We start from the raw sequence: 22,820 nt of genomic DNA, 5'->3' as shown, positions 1-22,820 counted from the left end.
AAAAGAATTTTCAAGTATTCTATAAAAGAAATTTTAAATAGTTTATAAAGTAGCCCTTAAATAATTCATAAAATACCTTTTAAATTAGTCATATATAATAGTCTTTTATAATAAAATCTATATTAAAAGACATATAGACTTTAGGGGGCAGACTATGAATGATAATCTTAAAAAAAATATAATTGGCAAACATTACTTTAAATTTATAGTAATAGTTCTTTTGTCAGTATGGATTTTTACCTTATTTAAGCTTTTTTATAAAACAGAAGACAACACATCTAAAACCTTAGAAGCACTAAAAAGTATAGAAAGTTATAGTACTAATATAAGTATAACTTGTAAAAATAATAAGCAAGAATTAGTGTATACAGGAAAACAAAAGTATTTAAAAAACAAAGGAAGCTTAATTGAACTAGGAAAAAATACTTATTTATACAAAGATGGAAAGAGGTATGTTAAAAATAATGACACTGGAAAAGTTATAGAAGAAAAAGCTGAAAAAGAGGATGTATTTAGACTTAGTTTTATAGAGGAATATTTAAACTATCTCTATACAGAACAAAATCTAAAAAATATTAAAACAAAATCTGAGGGTAAAGATGAGGAGACACTTTGTTTTCAACTATTAGGAAACAATGAAAATTTAAGAAGTGCTAAGCTTATTATAAGTAATATAGAGGGATTACCTAAGGAGTTAATAATTTTAAACAAAAAAAATGAAGTCACTGTAAAAATAAAATATGAAAATTTTTTAAAGAATGAAAAAGTAAATGAAGCAGAGTTAAAATTTTAGTATATAATAGTATCTTGTAGATAATCTAAAGAGTAGAGATTGAGGTGACAATTTTGTTTAAACATTTAAGACCAGTGTGGGCAGAAGTTAATTTAGATAACCTTGCACATAATATGCAAAATATTAAAAAGATAACAAAGAGTAAAGAGATAATGGCTGTAGTAAAAGCAGATGCATATGGTCATGGAGCAATTGATATAGTACCAGTTTTACTTAGAAACGGTGCTAAAAGTTTAGCTGTGGCTGTTTTAAGTGAAGCAATAGAACTTAGAAAAAGTGGTATTAAGTGTCCTATTTTAATTCTAGGATTTACACCTCCTAGTTTTATTGATGAAATATTAAGATATAATATAGAACAAACTGTTTATTCCTATGAATTTGCACAAGAATTATCCAAGGTAGCTAGGGAGAAAAATGAAATAGCTAAGATTCACATAGCTTTGGATACAGGTATGGGAAGAATAGGGTACTTAAAGGAAGAGGAAAGTCTAGAAGAAATATTGAAAATAAGTAAACTTCCTAACATAAAAGTTGAAGGTATATTTTCACACTTTTCTTCTGCCGATGAAGAGGACAAGACCTACACTAAAGTTCAGATAGATAGATTTAATTGGTTTTGTAGGGAATTAATTAAGAAGGAGGTGAGTATAGGGAAAAGACACATAAGTAATAGTGCAGCTATTATAGAGTTAAGCGATTGTGATTTAGATGCGGTAAGACCTGGAATTATATTATACGGGTACTATCCTTCTAATGAGGTTAAAAAAGATAGAATTTCTTTAAAGCCAGTAATGTCTCTTAAGACAAATGTGGTTAATATTAAAAAAGTGAAAGCAGGGGAATACATAGGTTATGGAAGAGCATTTAAAACAGAGAAAGAAACTGTAATTGCAACCCTTCCAGTAGGATACGCTGATGGATATAGTAGGTTACTAACAGGTAAAGCAAAGGTGTTAGTGAGAGGGGAATATGCCCCTGTAGTAGGAAAGATATGCATGGATCAATGCATGATAGATATAACACATATAAAAGATATAAAAGTTGGTGAAGAAGTTATATTAATTGGTGAAGATGGCAATAATAAAATAACAGCAGAAGAAATTGGGGATTTAATTGGTACTATAAGTTATGAAATCCTGTGTGTGTTAGGAAAAAGAGTACCAAGGGTTTACATAAAAGAAGGAAAAGTAGTGCAAATTCGTAATTATATCTAGTCTTATACTCGAATACAAAAATTATTTGTAGTAAATTAGGGGAAAAAGTAGAAAAAATTTTTGACATACGTATATTTGTTGAAATATAATATTTTATGAGTATACATATTATATAGCTGTAGCTTAATTAGGAGGTATTAATTTTTGTATGTCGAGAAAAAGATTAGTTATTAACCTCTCTGAAACACTAAATAATGAATTAGATAAAATTTTAAAAAAAAATAATAAAAAAAAGAGTGAATTTATTCGAGAAGCAGTAATATTATATATAGAGGAAACAAAAAAATTAGATTTCCAGGAACAGATGAAAAATGGATATGAAGAAATGGCAGAATTAAATTTACAATATTGCGAGTTAGGTTTTGAAAGTTATAATGAAGAATTAAATAAATACGAAACCGGGCTTTTGGAGAGTGATTTTCCAGATGACAATGACAGTGAAACGAGGAGATATTTACTATGCTGATCTAAGTCCTGTTATCGGCTCTGAACAAGGTGGTGTAAGACCGGTTATAATAATACAAAATGATATTGGTAATAAATATAGTCCTACAGTAATAGTCTCAGCAATAACTTCTCAAATAAACAAAGCAAAATTACCAACTCATGTTGAAATATCTTCAGAAGATTACGGATTAAATAAGGATTCTGTAGTCTTGTTAGAGCAAATTAGAACTTTGGATAAAAAAAGATTAAAAGAAAAAATCGGTCATATGTCAGATGAAGATATGAAAAAAGTTGATGACGCCTTAGCAATAAGCATAGGGTTATAGTAATTAAATTTATTTATCTGTATATAAATAAATTAAAATAGAAATCTAAGTTTTACATGGAGTTTTCGCTTCATTTAAAACTTACAAATTATCATAGAAAATTAGGTATCTCTAAGATCTACTTTTTAGATTTAGAATAAGAGTTAGATTTTTAGAGAGAGAATAAAAAAGAGTTAAACTTTAAAAGTTTAACTCTTTTTTTATAGATAATATTTATTAAGAAATTTTAATTATCAATTAAAACTTCTTAATAAATATGGTATAATATTAATAAGTTATATTAGCTTATCTCAAGTATAAATTAGTAATTAATGTATAAAATTAAGTTGTTATATTTTGTATACTATATGGGGAGGTAGTAATTATGGAAAAGGATTTAATTGTTATTGGGGCAGGCCCTGGAGGGTATGCAGCAGCAATAAGAGCAGCTCAATTAGGTGCTAAAGTATCTTTAGTAGAAAAAGAGCATTTTGGAGGAGTATGCTTAAATAAGGGGTGCATACCTACTAAATCGTTGTATAGAAATGCAGAATTATTTGACAATATGAAAAGGATGAATGAATTTGGCATAAATGTAGGCTCTTATGAGTTAGATTTTTCAAAAGTACAAGAGAGAAAGAGAGAAGTTGTGAATAATTTGGTAACTGGTATAGAGCAACTTTTGAAAGCCAATGGAGTAGAAGTTATTAAAGGTGAAGGAAGATTTAAGGATAACAATACTATTATAGTTAAAACAGAAAATGGAGAAGAAGAGTTAACTGCAAAATATATCATGATAGCCACAGGGTCAAAGGGTGTTTTTCCTCCAATTCCAGGTCTTGAAAATACAGGAGTTATAGATAGTGATGAGCTGCTAGAGTTAACAGAGGTTCCAAAGAGGTTAACTATAATAGGTGGAGGAGTAGTAGGACTAGAATTTGCCTCAATATTTAATGCTATGGGAAGTGAAGTTGTAGTAATAAAACGACGTCCAAATATATTAACAAAAATGGATGGGGATATAGGCAAAAGACTTATGGTTTTATTGAAGAAGAGAGGCATGCAAATTCATGGAGGAGTAAAAGTAACTGGCGTTGAAAAATGTGAAGATGGATTGGCAGTAAAAATTGAAGGAAAAAAGGGTGAACAAGTGTTTAAATCAGACAAAGTTCTTGTTTCCACTGGTAGGGGACCAAACATAGAAGGATTAGGTTTAGATAATATATCTATAGAATATACAAAAAAAGGTATAGAAGTTGATAATAACTTTAAAACCAATATAGATAATATATATGCAATAGGTGATGTTAACGGAAAATCTATGTTAGCTCATGCTGCAACTGCACAAGGGGTCTTTGTGGTTGAGAAATTATTTGATAATTCTGAAGAAGAGTTTAATGCAGTAATTCCAGAATGCGTGTTTACATTCCCAGAAGTTGCAGGAGTAGGAATGACTGAGGAAGAGGCAAAAGAACAAGGAATAGATTATAAAGCTAGCAAGTTTATGTTTGGTGCTAACGGAAAAGCATTGGCTCTAGGCGAAACTGATGGATTTATAAAGGTTATATGTGATAAAGAATCACAAATAATACTTGGAGTTCATATAATGGGGCCTCATGCATCAGATCTAATCCATGAAGCAGAAGTCGTAGTAAGCAATAAATTAACTATAAAAGATGTTAAAAAATCAGTACATGCCCATCCAACTCTAGGAGAAGTTTTCTATGAAGCTGTTTTAAGTTTAAATGATGAGGCGATACATTCTATTCCCAAAAGAAAGTAATTTTCTGAAATTTAAAAGTGATTAAAAAAAAGAATTATGATATAATACTATAAATAAAAAATATATATAAGATAAAAAAATATAAAAAATACCTAAGCTTCAGTGTTAATAAAAGTTTAATCTGAAGCTTAGGATTATATTTTTTAAAGTTATTAGGAGGAGGAAGGGGACACAATATGCAAGAGAGAGTACATGACTTTTTTACCTGTTTTAAGATTTCACTGAAGGTATCCCTTATTCCAATAGTTATTGGGAGCTTAATAGGTATTATCTATGGATTAGTAAAAGGTGGATTAAATTATGTTTTAGTATTTAGATGGATCTATGCCATGGCTATTTACGCCTCTTGTTTAGGACTTTTTGTTTGTGCTATAGCTTTTATGAAACCTAAATATATGGGGCAACTTAATCATCAAAAAGAGTGGGATAAGCATTTTTATAAGTTTGGCTTAATTAAAGTAATAGGATATGTTAGTGCAATGGTTTTAATCTATGCAGTAATATTAGACTACATACTGTATTTAATGAGATAATTTATATCCAATGACTATCAGTTCTAATATTTTCATCTTATTTAAAGTGGAAGAAAAGAATGGCTACTTACCTAAATAAGAATTTCTAAGGAATGATCATAAGGGTCATTCCTTATTTTACATTGTATCAATTAAAAAAAAATTAATAAAATTGATTTTTTTATATTAAAATCTTATGTTATAATAAGAGTAGTTTTATCACATATTTAGTCTAATAATGTAGGCTATTTTACATAATACATAAAATAAGGAGAATTTGTATGATAGAGTTCAAAAATGTAACGAAAACCTATGATAATAATGTCATAGCTTTGTCTAATATAAACTTAAAAATTGAAAAAGGAGAGTTTATATTTTTGGTTGGTCCAAGTGGTTCGGGTAAATCTACATTTATAAAGATGCTATTAAAAGAAGTAAATCCTACTTCAGGTAAGATAATAGTGGATGATACTGATGTAACAGCACTTTCACAAGCTAAAATTCCTTATTATAGAAGAAAGTTAGGTATAGTATTCCAGGATTTTAGACTTATACCAACCTTAAATGTATATGAAAATATAGCTTTTGCCATGAGGGTAACGGAGAGTGGCTCAAAGCAAATAAAAAAGAGAGTACCTTTAGTTCTTTCTATGGTAGGACTTTCTAAAAAATACATGGCTTTTCCTAATGAATTATCGGGAGGAGAACAACAGAGAGTGTCTATTGCAAGAGCTTTAGTAAACAACCCTAATATGTTGATTGCAGACGAACCTACAGGAAATCTAGATCCAGAAACTTCATTAGAAATTATGGAGATATTAAGTGACATCAATAGAGCGGGCACAACTATAGTAATGGCAACACATGCTAAGGATATAGTTGATATGATGAAAAAAAGAGTTATTGCTATAGAAAAAGGTGTTATAGCAAGAGACGAACAGAGGGGAATGTATAGGAATGAAGGTTAGTAATATTAAATACTTTGTTGTTGAATCAATAAAAAGCTTAAGAAGAAATAGAACTTTAAGTTTTGCATCTATAGCTACAGTAATGGCTACTTTGTTTATATTTGGTGTCTTCATGATGTCCATGGTTACTATTAATGGAGTAGTAGAGCAAATAGGATCTAATTTGCAAGCAGATATATATCTTGAAGATAATATAACAAAAGATCAATTAAAATTTGTTAAAGATAAGATACAAGCAACTGAGGGTGTTACTAATATAGAGTTTGAAGATAAAAAACAAGCCCTTGAAAATGCAAAAAAGAGATTTGGAGAAGATGGAGAAGAATTAGTTAAAGGATTAGAAGAAAAAAATCCTTTCCCAATGGCATACATAGTTACAGTGGCCAAGCCTCAACAAATATCAACGGTTGTTCAAAATGTAACAGGACTTCCGGGTGTTCAAAGAATTAGAGATGTTAGGGCCGTAGCAGATAAAATTGAAAGAATAAGCCAAACACTTAAACTTTTAGGTGGAGGTATGTTCGTAATACTTATGTTTGTATCCATGTTCCTAATTGGAAACACTATAAAGCTTGCTGTATTCTCTAGAAGAAGAGAAATAGGAATAATGAAATTTGTTGGTGCTACAGATTGGTTTATAAGATGGCCATTTATTATAGAAGGAGTATTAATAGGATTTATAGGAAGTTTATTATCAACAGCTTTGTTATATTATATATATAAAATATTTGTATATGGAAAACTTATGAATAATTTATTTGTTAGCTTAGTAAATCCTTCATATATATTAGTTGTTATGAGTTGGAAGTTCTTAATAGCTGGTGCTATTATAGGAGCTCTCGGAAGTATATTATCTGTAAGAAAATACTTAAAGGTATAAAATAAATAATTTTTAATAAACTATATAATGACTAAAATATTTATAATTAGAAATAATAAATAGTAATGGAAAAAGTAAATCAGATGGAGTTTTTATCTCCATCTGTTTTTTAAAGGCATATTTAAAAATGGAGAAATGAGGTAAAACTATGAATGAACACTTTAAGGATGTAAATGGATATGAACCCAAAAAAGACGGTAATAAAAAGTTTAGAAAGGTTGCCTTAATAATAGCCTTATTATTAGTTACTAATGGTATTACAGCAATTGTATCTCCTAAAATTTATACAAAAGTAACTACCAAAGTTTCTATGAATGAGATACAGGATTTTAGAAAACTTTTTGCAGTTAAAGCCAATATTGATAAGTTTTATGATGGAAAGTATGAGAAAGAGAAACTAATAGATGGTGCTATAAAAGGCATGACTGAATCTTTAAAAGACCCGTATACCTCATATATGGATAAAAAAGAGTTTGAAAAGTGGAATACTGAGACAGAAGGAAAATATGTTGGATTAGGTATCCAAGTAGGTGTCACAAAGGATAATAAAGTTGTTATTATTGCACCTTTTGAAGAATCACCAGCAGCTAAGGCTGGAATACTTCCAGGAGATATTATTGTAAAAGTAAATGATTTAGAAGTAAATCCTAACAATTTAGATAGTGCTATTTTAATGATGAAAGGAAAAGAAGGAAGAAAGGTAAAACTTATTTTAAACCGTGAAGGCAAAGGAAATTTTCCAGTAGAACTAGTAGCTTCAGAAATTAAAATGATAACTGTAAAAGGAGAAGTTCTACAAGATAGCATAGGATATATAAGAATGAGTATGTTTGATGAAAATACTGCAGAAAGTTTTATGGCAAAGCTTAAGGAATTAAGAAGTAAAGATATTAAAGGACTTATATTAGATCTTAGAGGTAACCCAGGTGGACTTGTGGATCAATGTATTAAGATAACATCAAACTTTATACCAGAAGGTAATACTATAGTTTATACCATGGATAAATATAACAATAAAAAAGAATATAAATCCATGGGAGGTTTAGCACAAGGACTTCCACTTACAATACTTGTAGATGAAGGAACGGCTAGCGCTTCAGAAATATTGTCTGCTGCAGTTAAGGATTATGACAAAGGAACTATAATAGGAACTACAACCTTTGGAAAAGGTAAGGTTCAGACTGTTTTAGATAATATACTTTATGGTTTTGGTGATGGCACAGCTTTAAAGGTAACTATATCACATTATTATACTCCAAAAGGACATAATATAGATAAAAAGGGTATAGAACCAGATATAAAAGTAGCATATCCAAATGAGTTAAGGGAAAAACCTTACGATAGAAAAGTGGATCCTCAACTTAATAAGGCTATAGAAGTAATAAAGGGTAAAATTAAGTAAGGATTATTTTGAATTGGGGCTGTAGCACTAAGGAATTTACTCACAATATATTGATTTGCAAATTTTAAATTAGCACAATATATTGTAGTATTTATTCTTAATGCCACATCCCCTAATTTACATTTAGAGAATCTAATAAGGGGAGGGATTTTATGAAAATAGGATTTTATGCCATACAAGGAGTTGCTTATGCTATAACAGATCCTATGTTTGTTATGTTGCTTATTATTTTAGGCATAAGTTTTTATAAAAAAAATAGAAGAACAGTTATGATGCAGAAGATGATTATAGGAGAGGGGCTTAATTCTTCTTTAGAGCTTACAATTTCACAAATAGTTTTAGGAATTTTAGGTGGGGCTATAGGAAGCTTAATTTTAAGTTATCTTGGGGTGTCATTTCCAAATAATTCTGTTATATATATGCTTTTTTTATTATCTATTATACTTATGTTTGTTAATCACAAGTATATATGTTTTTCCTATTCAGGAGCACTATTAGGACTTATAACTTTAACTATGAAATTAGTTGGTGATTTTTTAGGAATAAAAACATCTGAATATATACAATTAAATATAGTATCTTTAATGACTTTGGTTGGGGTAATGCATGTAGTTGAAGGATTTTTAGTTATGATTGACGGTAGTAAAGGGGCTATTCCTGTTTTTGCTAACAAAGATGAAAAAATAATGGGAGGATTTGCCCTTAATAGGTACTGGGCAGTTCCTATAGCTATTATGCTTATGTTTTCTAAGGAATTAGTCATGGATGTGACTAAGGAACAATTAATAACGCCAAGTTGGTGGCCTTTAATTCATGGTGGTATTACAGAAACTCTACTAAAGTCATCTATATTAGCAATTACTCCTTTCTATGCTGTAGTTGGTTATAATAGTATAACTTTTACTAAGAGTAAAAAAAGGAAGAGTTTAATTTCAGGATTATTAATTTTGTCCTATGGCATAATTTTATCCCTAGTAGCTCAACTTGCATCTTTTGGGTACCTAGCACAATTAGTAGTATTGATATTTGCTCCAATTGCTCATGAGGGAATGTTATTTTTAGATACTTATTTTGAGATAAAAGGAGAGGCTAAATACACAAGTAGTGAAGAGGGAATAATGGTTTTAGAAGTTGCACCTAATTCCCCTGCACAAGAGATGGGGATAGAAAGTGGAGATCTATTGATAGAAGTAAATAATAAAAGTATAGATAGCGAAAAGGACATATTTGAAAATTTAAGAGAACTTCAAAACTTTTTATGGCTAAAAGTAAAAAAAGGTACTGGAGAAATAAAAGAAATTTATTATAACAGTATGACTAAGGATAAAAGGTTAGGGGTTGTATTTGTACCAAAAAGCATAGCTGGGGACGATAAATTCATAAAGTATAAGGGAAGTAGTAAAAAGAATTTTAAGGACATATTAGATAGTATGAAAGGAAAAGAAAAATAAGCTTACCTTGACATAAGCAGTTTAAAAACATAAAATAGTAGTATAAACGAACGTTTGTTCAATGGAGGCAAAGATATGTTTAAAGTTCATTCTAAGTTTAAACCAACTGGTGATCAACCACAGGCTATAGAATCCATAGCAGATGGGATAAAGAAGGGAAAGTCATTTCAAACTCTTCTTGGAGTTACGGGGTCAGGTAAGACTTTTACCATGGCTAATATTATTGAAAAGGTTCAAAAGCCAACCCTAGTTTTAGCTCATAATAAAACTCTTGCAGCTCAGTTATGTTCTGAATTTAGAGAGTTTTTCCCAGAGAACTCCGTAGAATACTTTGTATCTTACTATGACTATTATCAGCCAGAGGCTTATGTGCCCCAAACGGATACATTTATAGAGAAGGATGCTGCTATAAATGATGAAATAGATAAATTAAGACACTCTGCTACAGCTGCTCTTTTAGAGAGAAAAGATGTTATAGTTGTAGCTTCTGTGTCTTGTATTTATGGATTAGGTAATCCGGAAGAATATAAAAAACTTACAGTATCTTTAAGAGAAGGTATGGAAGTTCAAAGAAATGAAGTAATGAAAAATCTTGTGAGCATTCAATATGAGAGAAACGACATAAACTTTGTTAGAGGAACCTTTAGAGTTAGAGGGGATGTTATAGATATTTTTCCAGCATCCTCAACTAATACAGGTATAAGAATAGAGTTTTTTGGAGATGAAATAGATAGAATATGTGAATTTGATGTACTAACAGGTCATATAACAGGAAAGAGAAAACATGCTATGATATTCCCTGCATCTCACTTTGCTACTTCAGAGGATAGGCTAGAGAAAGCAATAAAGGTAATAGAAGTTGAGTTAGAAGAGAGATTAAAAGAATTATTAGAAGAAGGAAAAGCACTAGAAGCTCAAAGGTTAAAACAAAGAACTAATTTTGATATAGAGATGATACGAGAAATGGGATATTGCAGTGGTATAGAAAACTACTCTAGAGTTCTAGATGGTAGGTTAAAAGGGACACCGCCAAATACACTTTTAGATTATTTTCCAAAGGATTATCTGCTTTTTATAGATGAAAGCCACGTTACACTCCCACAAACTAGAGCTATGTATGGTGGAGATTATTCAAGAAAGAGAAATCTTGTAGACTATGGTTTCAGACTTCCATGTGCATATGACAATAGACCTTTAAAGTTTCATGAATTTGAAGAAAGACTAAACCAGACTGTGTTTGTAAGTGCAACTCCTAGTGATTATGAGAAGGAACATTCACAAAATACGGCAGAGCAGATCATAAGACCTACAGGACTTCTTGATCCAGAAATCATAGTAAAAAGTACTGAGGGGCAAATAGATGATCTATATGCTAGTATACAAGAGACTATAAACCGTGGATATAGAACATTAGTTACTACTTTAACTAAGAAGATGGCTGAAGATCTTACAAAATATCTAAAAGAAATGGGAATTAAGACAGCTTACCTTCACTCAGAAGTTAAAACTATGGATAGAATGAAAACTATTAGAGATTTAAGACTAGGAAAATATGATGTTTTGGTTGGTATCAACCTTTTAAGAGAGGGCTTAGACATTCCAGAAGTAGCACTAGTTACTATATTAGATGCGGATAAGGAAGGGTTTTTAAGGTCGGAAACCTCTCTTATTCAAACCATAGGAAGAGCAGCTAGAAACTCTGAAAGTAAAGTTATAATGTATGCAGATAAAATTACAAAGGCAATGGATAAGGCTATAAGTGAAACTAATAGAAGAAGAGAAATACAAATGAAATATAATGAAGAACACGGGATAACACCAAAAACTATTTATAAAGATATAAGAGAAATAATAGAGGCAACAACTTCAGCAGAAGAGGAGGAACAATATAATATATCAGAACCTATTGTAGAAGGAAATAAAGAAGAGATATTATCTTTAATAGATGAATATGAAAAAGATATGAAGGAAGCAGCTAAAAACCTAGAGTTTGAAAAAGCAGCTGAATTAAGAGATATTATAACATCTTTAAAAAACCAAGTTAAAGAGTAGTCCTTTTAAGGGAGGGAAAACTATGAAAGATAAAATAATAATAAAAGGTGCAAAAGTTCATAATTTAAAAAACGTAGATTTAGAGTTACCAAGAGACAAGTTTATAGTTTTTACAGGACTTTCTGGCTCAGGAAAATCATCCTTAGCCTTTGACACTATATATGCAGAAGGGCAGAGAAGGTATGTAGAATCTTTATCTGCTTATGCAAGACAATTTTTAGGTCAAATGGATAAGCCAGATGTAGAATATATAGAGGGACTTTCACCTGCTATATCAATAGATCAAAAGACTACTAGTAGAAACCCTCGTTCTACAGTGGGAACAGTAACAGAAATTTATGATTATCTAAGACTTTTATATGCAAGAATAGGAAAACCACATTGTCCTAAATGCGGTAAGGAGATAAGCCAGCAAAGTATAGATACTATGGTAGATAAAATTATGCAGTTAGAAGAGAGAACTAAACTTCAAGTTCTTGCTCCCATAATAAGAGGGAGAAAGGGAGAGCATCAAAAAGTTTTAGAGAATATAAAGAAAAATGGATATGTAAGAACCAGAATAGATGGTGAGATCTATGACATAACTGAAAGTGAAATTAAACTTGAAAAGAATAAAAAGCATACTATTGAAATAGTTATAGATAGAATAGTAGTTAAGGAAGGTATAGAAAGTAGATTATCAGATTCCTTAGAAGCAGCTTTAAAACTTGCAGAGGGATTAGTTATTATAAATATAATAGATGGAGAGGATATTTTATTTAGTGAAAATTTTTCTTGTGCAGAGTGTGGTATAAGTATAGGGGAAATAGCTCCTAGATTATTTTCTTTTAACTCTCCTTATGGAAAATGCGACCATTGTGATGGACTTGGAACTTTAATGGAAATAGATGAGGATTTAATAATACCAGATAAAGAAAAGAGTATAATGAGTGGGGCTATAGCTTGCTATGGTGAAGGAAGTCTTAAAGAAGATTCATGGAGATATGCTGTTTTAAAGGCTCTATGTGAAAAGTATAAGTTTTCTTTAGAGACTCCAATAAAAGATTTAGACAGTGAAATTTTGGATATGCTTTTATATGGAACAAAGGATGAACGTCTAAAGGTTGAATATGTTAAAGATTTTAGGTATGGAGTGTACAATCATAAATATGAAGGAATTATACCTAGTTTAAAAAGAAGGTATTTGGAAACTAATTCAGATTACATAAAAAGAGAGATAGAGCAATTTATGAAGGATACGCCTTGTCCTAAGTGTAAGGGAGCTAGGCTTAATCCAGAAGCTTTATCTGTTACTGTAGGAGAGAGAAATATATATGAATTTTGTAATATGGCAATAAAAGAAGAATTAGATTTTTTGAATACTTTGGAACTAAGTGAGAAGAATCAAATAATAGGAAATCAAATATTAAAAGAGATAAATAGTAGATTAAGGTTCTTAGTAGATGTAGGACTAGAATATTTAGATCTTTCTAGGGCATCAGGAACTTTGTCAGGAGGAGAAGCACAAAGAATAAGGCTTGCAACTCAAATAGGTTCTAGTTTAGTAGGGGTTCTATATATATTAGATGAGCCTAGTATAGGGCTTCATCAAAGAGATAACGATAGGTTAATCTCTACCCTAAAACATTTAAGGGATTTAGGAAATACCTTAATAGTTGTTGAACATGATGAAGATACCATAAAAGAAGCTGATTTTGTAGTAGATATAGGACCAAAAGCAGGAGAAAATGGTGGCAAAATTGTAGCAGCTGGAACTTTAGAAGAGATTAAACAGTGTAAAGAATCCATTACTGGTCAATACTTAAGAGAAGAGAAAATCATTGAGGTTCCTACAGAAAGAAGAACACCAGGTGAAAAAGCTATTAAGATTATAGGAGCAAAAGAGAATAATTTAAAAAATATAGATGTAGAGTTTCCTCTTGGCTTATTTACCTGCGTAACAGGGGTATCTGGTTCTGGGAAGAGTACTCTAGTAAATGAAATACTTTATAAAGGATTGTCTAGAAACATAAACCGTTCTAGAAATATGCCAGGTGCACATAAGGAAATTTTAGGTTATAAAAATATAGATAAAATAATAAATATAGACCAAAGCCCTATAGGTAGGACACCAAGGTCTAATCCAGCAACATATACTGGAGTTTTTGATGTTATAAGAGAGCTATTCTCTACCACAGCAGAAGCTAAAATGAGAGGATATAAGCCAGGAAGATTTAGTTTTAATGTAAAAGGTGGAAGATGTGAATCTTGTCATGGAGATGGAATTATAAAAATTGAAATGCAGTTTTTATCTGATGTATATGTTCCTTGTGAAGTTTGTAAGGGAAAAAGATACAATAGGGAAACCTTAGAGGTAAAATACAAGGGTAAAAGTATAGATGATGTATTAAACATGACCGTAGAAGAAGCTCTAGAGTTTTTTGAGAACATTCCTAGAATAAAGAATAAGTTACAAACCTTAATGGATGTTGGTTTAGGATATGTGAGATTAGGTCAACCTTCAACCCAGTTGTCAGGAGGAGAGGCACAAAGAATAAAACTTGCATCAGAACTTTCAAAAAGGAGCACAGGAAAAACTTTTTATATTTTAGATGAACCTACAACAGGACTTCATATTGATGATGTAAGTAGATTAATAAAAATTTTACAAAGATTAGTTCAAGGTGGTAATACCATAGTAGTAATAGAGCACAACTTAGATGTAATAAAGTCAGCAGACTACTTAGTAGACCTTGGACCTGAAGGTGGAGAAAAAGGTGGTACTATACTTTGTACTGGAACTCCCGAAGAAATAGCTAAAAATAGGCATTCATATACAGGACAATATCTTAAAAAAATGCTATAATAAAGCTATGAAATTAAGACTAGCTTCTATTTAGCTAGTCTTAATTATTAAAAGATACTTATATGAATAGCTTTAATTAGTGTTTGAGAAATCTGGAATTAGCTACTATAAATCGAAGTAGATAGTAGTTTACCCATGATACAAAAAAAGAGTTAAGAGCTAAAATATTTAAAAGAGGAGTGAGTTTATGGGGTTGGAGAGTTTAAGTTCAATATTTAAATTTGTAATCATAGGAATAATATATATAATAATATTTTTAGCCCTAATCATAATGTATAGAGACATTAAAAATCCTAAAGGTAAAAAGAGTAATTCAAGAAACAATAAGAGAAGATCTGTTGGCCTAGAAGTTGTAAGCTCAGGAGGAAATATAAACTTAAGGCCTGGATCAGTAATTCCAATTAATGGAGATTTAACCATAGGAAGAAAACCAGATAATTTGCTAATCCTTAATGATTCATATGTTTCTTCATATCATGCAAAAATATACATGAAAAATAATGCTTATTTAATATCTGATTTAAATAGTACCAATGGTACTTATTTAAATAATAATTTATTAAGCAATGATTCCTTATTGAATCCAGGTGATAGCATAAAGATTGGAAGTGCAGTTTTTAAGGTTATATCCTAATTATTAGGAGGAAATAAAATGAATTATTATAAGAAAGAAAAAAAGTTATTAAGGCTTACTTATTTATTGACATTAGTTTGTTTTTTTAATCTAGCCATAATTCAAAGCACCTTCGATAAAGGTTCCCTTGCTATGGCTGGGATTTTATGTGTTTTACTAGCATATTCTCATTTTATTATAAGAAAATTCTTTCCAGATGGAGATAAATACATACTTATATTTGCAAACATACTATCTGTAATAGGGATTGTAATGCTATATAGATTAGATAAATTAGCATCTATAAAACAAGTAATGTGGTTTACTATAGGAATATGCTTATTTATATTTATAGTGGTTGTAATACCAGATTTAAAAAGATTTTCTAAGTACAAGTATTTTTATTTAATAGTAACTGTAATGTTTATGTCTATGGGAACACTATTTGCTGAAGCAAAGTTTGGTTCAAAAAACTGGATAACTGTTGCAGGATTTACTTTTCAACCTTCAGAGTTCGGGAAAATAGCTTTAGTTGCGTACTTAGCATCAGCTTTAAAGGACTATCAAAGCAAGATGGATGATTTTATCCAAAAGAATAACTTAGGTAATAAAAGGAGTTTTGAAAAATCAAAAAAAAGTATAATACTTTTAATAGAACCAGCTTTAATTGTTATGATAACCTTAGGGTTTATGGTTCTTCAAAAAGATTTAGGATCAGCTCTAATATTTTTTGGTATATCTGTAACTATGTTGTATATTGGAACATCTAAATTTAAGTATGTAATTGTATGTTTTATACTGTTTATATTAGGTGGTATCATAAGTTATAAACTTTTTGGACACGTAAGAGTGAGAGTACAGATATGGTTAGATCCTTTTAAGTATGGTTATAATGAAGGGCATCAATTGGTTCAGTCTTTAATTGCTATTGTATCTGGAGGTTTTTTTGGCTCAGGTTTAGGATTAGGGCAACCTAAGGCAATACCTGTTGTTACTTCAGACTTTATCTTTGCTGCTATATGTGAAGAAATGGGAATAGTAATGGGCATAGCAATTATGCTTTTATACTTCTTACTTTTTTATAGATGCATGAGAGCTGCTATATATACAGAAGATGATTTTTCAAAGTTACTTGCTGTAGGATATAGCACTATGATAGCTGCACAGGTACTTGTTATTATTGGTGGAGTTACTGGAGCAGTACCACTTACAGGCATAACTTTGCCCTTTGTAAGTCAAGGAGGAAGTTCTATGATAGTAACATTTTTTTCCTTAGGTATTCTTCAGAAAATTTCAGAAGAGGGTAGGTAAATATGAGAGATATATCACAAAACATAAAAAAAGTTTTAGTCATATTCTTATTGCTTTTTATAATGTTAATTTCCTACATTATGTATACTTACGTTGCACATGGAGAAAAGATAGAAAGTAGTACTTTTAATAATAGATTGTGGTATGAGAGAAACAATACAGAAAGAGGAAGTATTTTAGATAGAGATAAAAAAGTTTTAGTAAAGAGCAATGGAGTAAAAAATGGAAAGCAGAGTCTTAATTATATTGGTGGAGGAGACTTTGCACATGTTCTAGGATACATGGATGATGTATATGGACTTACAGGATTACAAAGAATCTATGATAAGGAGCTTATGGGTAAAATAGAAGGCGTTTTTAACCCTATAAACAAAAAAGGTGTTAAAAAAGGATATAATGTGGTTACAACCTTAGACACAGGACTTCAAAAAAAAGCCAGTGAGCTTTTAGGCGATAGAAAAGGTTCAATCGTTGCATTAGATCCATCTACAGGAGAAGTTTTAGCTATAGTTTCAAAACCTACTTATAATCCTAATAATTTAAAAGATTCATGGAAAAACCTAAATGCAGATAAAAATAGCCCCCTGCTAAATAGAGCTACCTCAGGCCTATATCCTCCTGGGTCTATATTTAAAGTTGTAACTGCCACAAGTGCACTACAGAATATGCCAGGGGTTACGAGCAGAACCTTTAAAGATAATGGAGTATTAAAGTTTAACGATAAATACTCTCTAAAAAATTATGGAGGGCATGCTTTAGGAAACATAGACTTTAGGGATGCATTTGTTAATTCTAGTAATGTAGTTTTTGGACAATTAGGATTAGATTTAGGAAATGCAAAACTAAAACAAAGTACAGAGAACTTCTTTTTTAATAAAAACATACCTGCAGAAGGTTTAGTAATAGAAAATAGTAGATTTCCAGAGCTTAAAAACTATGAACAAGGTAACATTGCACAAAGTGCTATAGGACAAGGAAGTGTTCTTACAACACCAATCCAAATGGCCTTAGTTGCTAGTTCTGTAGCTAATAATGGCAAGTTAATGAAACCTATTATGGTAACTAATGTTATAACTGATAATAATAAAAATATTAAATCATATAAGGGAGAAGTTTTAGGAGAGCCTCTTTCACCTGAGCAGGCTAATTTGCTGAAAGGTTATATGAAAGATGTAGTAAACAGAGGAACAGGTAAAAAAGCTGCTATAGATGGCATTCAAGTTTGCGGTAAAACAGGTACGGCAGAACATATGGAAAGTTCTGAATCACATTCATGGTTTATAGGATTTGCACCCTATGATAAACCTAAAATAGCTTTTGCCGTATTAGTTGAAGAAGGAGGTACTGGTGGAAGTACCGCAGCAACTATTTCAAGAGATTTAGTAAAGAGCTATTTACAAAGATAAAAAACAGGAATTTTCTAATTTGAAATTAAAGTTTTCATTAGAAAATTCCTTTTAATTTGTATAGTGAAAAGGCTTCGAACGTATGTTGTGTTTAAACTTATAATATGTCTATAATTGTGGTATAATGGGGAATGATCAAGTTGTTTTTTGGTAAAATTATTACCTAATAAGGAGACTATTATGCAAGGAAAAACTCATGCTATGGTGGGGTTATCAAGTTATGTGTTTTTTTGTGGGAAATTACCCGGGAAATTTGAAGTTTTAGGTCTAATAGTAACTGTTGGAGCAGCACTTTTACCAGATATTGACCACCCTAAAAGCATATTAAATAAATACATACTTCCCATAAAAAATGAAAATACTAAAAGAACTTTTTACGCATGCATTGGAATATTAATACTTTGGTTTGATTATATATACTGGAATGATTTAGCACTTAAGGCCTTAGGGATTTCTTTTATTGTTATATCTCTAAACTCTCACAGAAATGGATTTTCTCATAGTTTTTTAGGTTTTTTAATTTTTAGTGTAATAGGAGCACTTTGGGAAACTAAGTTTTCAAAGCCCTACCTAACTTTTTATATAGTTTTAGGATATGGTGGACACTTACTTTGTGATATGCTTACTAAAGCAGGGATACCCTTGTTTTATCCTATAAATAAGAAAAAGATAAAGTTCCCCCTAAATTATTCACTAAATTCAAAATTAGGAAAAGGGATAGAGGGATTTATAAATATAGTATTACTTTTATATATTATGTATGCTTTAATGCCTTGGGAACTTCTACCTATAAGTTTTAAATAGGAATGTAGAATAGGGAGAAAGAGGTGATATAGTGTTTGATTTTGAATACCATTTAAAAAACCTTCCAGATAAGCCAGGGGTTTATCTAATGAAAAATAGATTAGGTGAAGTTATTTATGTAGGAAAAGCTAAAATTTTGAAAAATAGGGTAAGACAATATTTTCAAAACTCTAAAAACCATTCAGAAAAAGTTAAGGCAATGGTAAAAAATATTGCAGAATTTGAATATATAATAACGGATTCAGAAATGGAAGCCTTAATATTAGAATGTAATTTAATTAAAAAATATAGTCCAAAATATAATATATTATTAAAAGATGACAAATATTATCCCTTTATTAAAATTACCTTAAAAGAGGATTTTCCAAGAATTTTTGTTACTAGAAATTATGTGAATGATGGAGCTAAATATTTCGGACCTTATACAGATTCAAAATCAGTATATGAGGTGGTTGAGCTTTTAAAAGGAATATTTCCTCTTAGAACGTGTAAACTCTCTATAAAAGAGGGTAAAGATCCCATAAGACCTTGTTTAAACTATCATATAGGTAAGTGTAAAGCACCTTGTGCAGGATATATAAGTAAAAATGAGTATAGAGAAATGGTTCATGAAATTATAGATATTTTAAATGGAAAAGATAAGGCTATGCTTTATAAATTAAAGGAAGATATGGAAAAAGCCTCAGAGGAACTTAACTTTGAAAAGGCTGCAGTTTTAAGAGATAAGATAAGATCTATAGAAGTAGTTTTAGAAAAACAAAAAATTGTATCAAATAATTTTAATAATGAGGATTATATCAATTTATATAAAGATGAAAAAGATACCTGTGTTCAAATATTCTTTTTAAGAGATGGGAAGATTATAGGGAGAGAAAACTTTACTTTAGAAAATACAGCGGATTTAAGTGATGGTCATATAATATATGATTTTATTAAATCTTTCTATAGTGGAACGGCCTTTATACCTAAAGTTATCTATGTCCCTTCAATGGAAGAAGAGGAATTAGTTTCAGACTGGTTAAGCTTAAAATCTGGAGTTAAGGTTTCTATAAAAATACCTCAAATAGGTGAAAAGAAGAAAATTCTTGAATTGGTTAAGAGCAATGCTAAGTTAACCTTAGATAGTTTTAAACAAAAGATATTAGAAGAAAAAGAATTAGAAAGAATTGCTATGGAAGAGCTAGCTGATATATTAGGATTAGAAAACAAAATTGAAAGAATAGAGGCATATGATATATCTAATCTTATGGGTATGGATTCTGTTGGAACTATGGTAGTTTTTGAAAGAGGAAAACCTAAGAATAGTGATTATAGAAGATTTAAAATAAATACAGTGGAAGGACCTAATGATTATGATAGTATGAGGGAAGTACTGTATAGAAGGTTTTCGCATGGACTAAAAGAAATAAAAAAGATAACAGAAAGAGAAATTAATTTTATAGAGGGAAAGTTTAGTGTATTTCCAGATTTAATTCTTATGGACGGAGGAAAGGGTCAAATAAATATAGCCTTAGAAGTTTTAAAAGAATTAAATGTAAATATACCCGTATGCGGAATGGTAAAGGATGATAACCATAGAACTAGAGGCTTAATATATAATAACGAAGAATTGATTATAAAAAGTAACTCTCAGCTTATGCACTTAATCACTCGAATTCAAGATGAAGTTCATAGGTTTGCTATAACGTACCATAGAAGTTTAAGAGATAAGAGGACTCTACACTCTATTTTAGAAAACATACCGAATATAGGAGAAAAAAGAAGAAGAGCCTTATTAAAAAAATTTGGAAGTGTAGAGAATATAAAAAAGGCCTCTTTAGAAGAATTGCTAGATACTCCTACTATAAGTAAAAAAGCGGCAGAGAGTATAGTTGAATATTTTAAGGGTAAAAATAAATAAGAAGTAATAGGTAAAAAGTAATAGGTAATAAAATTAGTAAAGGTTTAGTTACAAATTAATTAGATAAATTACAGATTAATAATAAAGTGTTATAATTAAATATAGAAATTTATCCTGTTTTAAAGAAAGAGAAAGTAAATAGCCGTATAGGTATAGAGATAAGAATAAAAATATATAAGAAGATATACAAACAAAAGAAAAATCATAATTAATTTTGGAGGAAATAGAATGAAAAAGTTTGTCGTAGATACCCACACTCATACTATAATGAGTGGTCATGCATATAGCACATTAATGGAAAATATTAAAGAAGCTTATAAAAAAGGTATTAAAGTCTTAGCTACTACAGAACATGGACCTAAAATGGTGGGTGCCCCAACTGAAAGTTATTTTGGAAACATGAGGGTTCTACCAAGGGAGATTAATGGTGTAACCATATTAAGAGGCTGTGAAGCTAATATAATGAACAGCAACGGAGACATAGATATTTCAACATGGACCCAAGAAAATTTGGATTTAGTTATAGCTAGCTTGCATGAAAGTTGTATTAAACCTGGAACAAAAGAAGAGAATACAAGGGCGATTTTAAATGTAATGGAAAACCCATATGTCCACATAATAGGACATCCAGGAAATCCTGCTTATGAAATATATGAAGAGGAAATTGTTAAAAAGGCAAAAGAAAAAAATATATTAATAGAGATGAATAATAGTTCTTTTATGAATTCTAGGAAAGGTAGTGCACCTAACTGTATCAGGCTTGCAAAATTATGTAAGGATCATGGTGTTAAAGTTATAGCAGGAACAGATTCTCACTTCTGCTCTTATATAGGTGTTTTTGATGAGGTAAGAGAGGTACTAGAGGCTATAAAAATGCCGGAAGAACTAATTATGAACATTAGGGAAGAGAAAATCATAGAATATTTAAAGGAAAAAGGAAAATTAAATGATATAAGTATTGATAAATCTAAACAATACACTTATACTTATAATGATAAAAAATATTTAAGTAATATATAAAAAAATAAATTAATTTTTAAGGAGTAGAAGATGTATCAAATGGATGGATTCTTAACAGAACTTCATAAAATAGTAAGCAACGATAACATTCAATTTGAAGCACCTATGAAAGAGCATACCACTTTTAAACTAGGTGGAAAAGCAGATATACTTGTAACTCCAGAAAACTATGAAGAACTTATTCAGATCTTAAAGCTTTGTAGAGAGAAAAATATATATTACTATATATTAGGTAAAGGGTCTAATATAATAGTGAAAGATGGGGGAATAAGGGGAGTAGTAATAAAACTTTCAAAGTTACAAGACATATCTTTAAAAAATGAAGACGTTATAGTTGCACAATCAGGAGCATCATTAATAGATTTATCTCTATTTTCCGCAAGACATAACTTAACAGGACTAGAATTTGCATGTGGTATTCCAGGAAGTGTAGGTGGTGCTGTAGCAATGAATGCAGGGGCCTACGGTGGAGAGATATGTCAAGTGCTTCATAAAGTCTTGGTCATAGATGAAAATATTGAATTAAAAGAACTTAAACTAGAAGACATGGATTTTTCTTATAGAAATAGTGTTATACTAAAAAAAGGATATGTAGTTTTAGAGGCAACTTTTAAATTAAAAAAAGGAAATCATGATGATATACAATATGTAATTCACGATTTAACTAGAAAAAGAGTAGAAAAGCAACCCTTAGAAAAGCCATCTGCTGGTAGCACCTTTAAAAGACCAGAAGGACATTTTGCAGGGAAATTAATACAAGATTCAGGTCTTAAAGGTTTTAAGCTAGGAGAAGCTCAGGTATCTGAAAAACACTCAGGGTTTATAGTTAATAATGGAGAAGCTACAGCTACTGAAGTTTTAAGTTTAATAAAACATGTACAAGATACCGTATATGAAAAGCATAATGTAAAACTAGAAACAGAAGTTAGAATAATTGGTGAAGAAAAAGAATAATTTTAAAGCGAGACTGTCGAGTTAAAGAATTTACATACAATATATTAAATTGCAAATTTAAAATTAGCACAATATATTGTAGTATTTATTCTTAATGTGACAGCCTCTTTTAATTTTAAGTAATAACTTTTTAAAACCATAACCCTATGGTATAATTATG

19 protein-coding genes are annotated in these 22,820 nt (G+C 30.2%); all 19 read left to right on the top strand.

Going from position 1 to position 22,820, the window contains the following annotated elements:
• Positions 1-154: 154 nt before the first annotated feature.
• The 19 genes from FNZ64_RS11975 (at position 155) to murB (ending at position 22,660) form a co-directional block, all read left to right on the top strand.
• Complete coding sequence (locus FNZ64_RS11975) at positions 155-793, top strand: germination lipoprotein GerS-related protein (RefSeq protein WP_142415181.1); 639 nt, start codon at positions 155-157, stop codon at positions 791-793.
• A gap of 53 nt (positions 794-846) precedes the next feature.
• The gene (gene alr / locus FNZ64_RS11970) at positions 847-2,007 is read left to right on the top strand and encodes an alanine racemase (protein WP_142415179.1); all 1,161 of its coding nucleotides are present in this window, start codon (positions 847-849) and stop codon (positions 2,005-2,007) included.
• A 148-nt stretch (positions 2,008-2,155) separates the two neighbouring features.
• Complete coding sequence (locus FNZ64_RS11965; protein WP_142415177.1) at positions 2,156-2,473, top strand: CopG family transcriptional regulator; 318 nt, start codon at positions 2,156-2,158, stop codon at positions 2,471-2,473.
• Positions 2,433-2,780 carry a type II toxin-antitoxin system PemK/MazF family toxin gene (locus tag FNZ64_RS11960; RefSeq protein ID WP_142415175.1) on the top strand — a complete coding sequence of 116 codons (348 nt, stop codon included), beginning with the start codon at positions 2,433-2,435 and terminating at the stop codon, positions 2,778-2,780. The genes FNZ64_RS11965 and FNZ64_RS11960 overlap by 41 nt, the downstream gene beginning before the upstream one ends.
• 364 nt (positions 2,781-3,144) lie before the next feature.
• Positions 3,145-4,542, top strand: a complete 1,398-nt coding sequence (lpdA, locus tag FNZ64_RS11955; RefSeq protein ID WP_142415173.1) for a dihydrolipoyl dehydrogenase — start codon at positions 3,145-3,147, stop codon at positions 4,540-4,542.
• Positions 4,543-4,718: 176 nt separating this feature from the next.
• On the top strand, positions 4,719-5,075 hold the full coding sequence (locus tag FNZ64_RS11950; protein WP_142415172.1) for a hypothetical protein: 357 nt from the start codon (positions 4,719-4,721) through the stop codon (positions 5,073-5,075).
• A gap of 260 nt (positions 5,076-5,335) precedes the next feature.
• Entirely contained in the window at positions 5,336-6,022 is a 687-nt protein-coding gene (gene ftsE / locus FNZ64_RS11945) for a cell division ATP-binding protein FtsE (protein WP_142415171.1), read from the top strand.
• Complete coding sequence (gene ftsX / locus FNZ64_RS11940) at positions 6,012-6,902, top strand: permease-like cell division protein FtsX (protein ID WP_142415169.1); 891 nt, start codon at positions 6,012-6,014, stop codon at positions 6,900-6,902. Before ftsE ends, ftsX begins: the two co-directional genes overlap by 11 nt.
• Before the next feature lie 148 nt (positions 6,903-7,050).
• The gene (locus FNZ64_RS11935) at positions 7,051-8,304 is read left to right on the top strand and encodes a S41 family peptidase (protein ID WP_142415167.1); all 1,254 of its coding nucleotides are present in this window, start codon (positions 7,051-7,053) and stop codon (positions 8,302-8,304) included.
• Between the two features lie 152 nt (positions 8,305-8,456).
• Entirely contained in the window at positions 8,457-9,755 is a 1,299-nt protein-coding gene (locus FNZ64_RS11930) for a PDZ domain-containing protein (protein ID WP_142415166.1), read from the top strand.
• 75 nt (positions 9,756-9,830) lie between these two features.
• Complete coding sequence (gene uvrB, locus FNZ64_RS11925; RefSeq protein WP_142415164.1) at positions 9,831-11,807, top strand: excinuclease ABC subunit UvrB; 1,977 nt, start codon at positions 9,831-9,833, stop codon at positions 11,805-11,807.
• 22 nt (positions 11,808-11,829) lie between these two features.
• Positions 11,830-14,652, top strand: coding sequence for an excinuclease ABC subunit UvrA (gene uvrA / locus FNZ64_RS11920; protein WP_142415162.1), 2,823 nt, complete (start codon positions 11,830-11,832; stop codon positions 14,650-14,652).
• A 187-nt stretch (positions 14,653-14,839) separates the two neighbouring features.
• Positions 14,840-15,286 carry an FHA domain-containing protein gene (locus FNZ64_RS11915; protein WP_142415161.1) on the top strand — a complete coding sequence of 149 codons (447 nt, stop codon included), beginning with the start codon at positions 14,840-14,842 and terminating at the stop codon, positions 15,284-15,286.
• A gap of 18 nt (positions 15,287-15,304) precedes the next feature.
• Positions 15,305-16,576 (top strand): FtsW/RodA/SpoVE family cell cycle protein, encoded by a 1,272-nt coding sequence (locus tag FNZ64_RS11910; protein ID WP_142415159.1) that lies wholly within the window; start codon positions 15,305-15,307, stop codon positions 16,574-16,576.
• A gap of 2 nt (positions 16,577-16,578) precedes the next feature.
• Positions 16,579-17,982, top strand: coding sequence for a peptidoglycan D,D-transpeptidase FtsI family protein (locus FNZ64_RS11905; RefSeq protein WP_142415158.1), 1,404 nt, complete (start codon positions 16,579-16,581; stop codon positions 17,980-17,982).
• A gap of 180 nt (positions 17,983-18,162) precedes the next feature.
• Positions 18,163-18,786: a metal-dependent hydrolase gene (locus FNZ64_RS11900; protein ID WP_142415156.1), complete on the top strand. Its 624-nt coding sequence runs from the start codon at positions 18,163-18,165 to the stop codon at positions 18,784-18,786.
• 31 nt (positions 18,787-18,817) lie between these two features.
• The gene (uvrC, locus tag FNZ64_RS11895; RefSeq protein ID WP_142415154.1) at positions 18,818-20,686 is read left to right on the top strand and encodes an excinuclease ABC subunit UvrC; all 1,869 of its coding nucleotides are present in this window, start codon (positions 18,818-18,820) and stop codon (positions 20,684-20,686) included.
• 228 nt (positions 20,687-20,914) lie between these two features.
• Entirely contained in the window at positions 20,915-21,706 is a 792-nt protein-coding gene (locus tag FNZ64_RS11890; protein WP_142415152.1) for a phosphatase, read from the top strand.
• Positions 21,707-21,736: 30 nt separating this feature from the next.
• Positions 21,737-22,660 (top strand): UDP-N-acetylmuramate dehydrogenase, encoded by a 924-nt coding sequence (gene murB, locus FNZ64_RS11885; protein WP_142415150.1) that lies wholly within the window; start codon positions 21,737-21,739, stop codon positions 22,658-22,660.
• Positions 22,661-22,820 lie beyond the last annotated feature (160 nt).

The organism is Hathewaya massiliensis (assembly GCF_902143515.1).
Lineage (GTDB): Bacteria > Bacillota > Clostridia > Clostridiales > Clostridiaceae > Hathewaya > Hathewaya massiliensis.
This window is presented reverse-complemented; position numbering and strand designations above follow the sequence as displayed.